This is a genomic window from Streptomyces noursei, assembly GCF_001646665.1.
Taxonomy (GTDB): domain Bacteria; phylum Actinomycetota; class Actinomycetes; order Streptomycetales; family Streptomycetaceae; genus Streptomyces; species Streptomyces lavendulocolor.
On sequence record NZ_LWBU01000158.1, the window covers coordinates 130,823 to 132,343 of the forward strand.

1 protein-coding gene is annotated in these 1,521 nt (G+C 72.3%); it reads left to right on the plus strand.

Features of this window, described 5'->3' with window-relative positions; all coding sequences use genetic code 11:
- Positions 1 to 1,334, plus strand: a 1,334-nt coding sequence (locus A4V12_RS12685) for a S28 family serine protease (protein WP_064069406.1), incomplete at its 5' end; no start/stop codon positions are given.
- Positions 1,335 to 1,521 lie beyond the last annotated feature (187 nt).

Below are 1,521 nucleotides of genomic sequence, written 5' to 3' on the forward strand. Positions count from 1 at the left end.
CCGCCGACAGCGGCACGACCACCGATATCAAGGACCGGATCCTGGCGATCCCCGGGATGGCCCTGGTCGAGGAGAAGCCGTACCCCGGCTACCGCTACTTCGTCCTCACCTACACCCAGCCGGTCGACCACCGTGACCGCTCCAAGGGCACCTTCCAGCAGCGGCTCACCCTGCTGCACAAGGACACCGCCCGCCCCACCGTCTTCCACACCAGTGGATACGCCGTCAGCACCCGCCCCGGGCGCGCCGAGCCCACCCGGATCGTGGACGGCAACCAGGTCTCCATGGAGTACCGCTTCTTCACCCCCTCCCGTCCCCAGCCCGCCGACTGGTCGAAGCTGGACATCTGGCAGGCGGCCTCCGACCAGCACCGGATCTTCACCGCGCTGAAGAAGATCTACGACCGCAAGTGGCTGGCGACCGGAGCGTCGAAGGGCGGCATGACCGCCACGTACTACGAGCGCTTCTACCCCCGTGACATGGACGGTGTCGTCGCGTACGTCGCGCCCAACGACGTGGTGGAGCACGAGGACGCGGCCTACGACCGGTTCTTCGCCACCGTCTCCACCCAGGAGTGCCGCGACCGGCTGAACGCGCTCCAGCGCGAGGCGCTGGTCCGCCGCGCCCCGCTCCAGGAGAAGTTCCGCGCCCGCGCCGAGGCCGAGGGCGCGACCTTCGACACGGTCGGCAGCCTGGACAAGGCGTACGAGGCGGTCGTCCTGGACTTCGTCTGGGGCTTCTGGCAGTACCACACCGAGGCCGACTGCGCCTCGGTCCCGGAGGCGGCCACCGCCACCGACCAGGCCGTGTTCGACACCATCGACACGTACTCCGGCTGGTCCTTCTACAGCGACCAGGGCCTGGAGCCGTACACGCCGTACTACTACCAGGCGGCCACCGAACTCGGCTCGCCCAGCATGCGGATGACCCACCTCAAGGGCCTGACCCGGTACGGCTACCAGCCCGCCCGGAACTTCGTGCCGCGTGACATCCCGGTGCGGTTCAAGCCGTGGGTGATGCGCGACGTCGACACGTGGGTCCGCACCCAGGGCCGCGGCATGCTCTTCGTGTACGGCGGCAACGACCCGTGGGGCGCCGAGAAGTTCCGCGTCGACAAGGGCGCCCGGGACTCCTACGTGATGACCGCGCCGGGCGCCAACCACGGCGCCAACGTCGCCGGCCTGGCCGAGGCGGAGCGGACCAGGGCCACGGCCCGCATCCTGGCCTGGGCGGGCGTCGCGGCGGCCGACCCGCAGACCGCGGCGCCGCTGACCACGTACGACCCGCGCCTGGACAAGCGGGAGCTGCGGCGGGAGATGACGCTGCGTCCGTAGGACCGCACGGGACGCCGTGCCCGTGCGCCGCAGGGCCGGGCGCTCGCGGGCCGCGCGCAGGAGGGCCGCGCGCACCGCTCACCGGCGGTGCGCGCGGCCCGGGCCGGCCCTCGCGGACGCGGACCCCGGGGGGTGCCCCGCCGGTCGGCCCGGCCGGCGGGACGCCCTCCTAGGTCGTGTCCGCAAA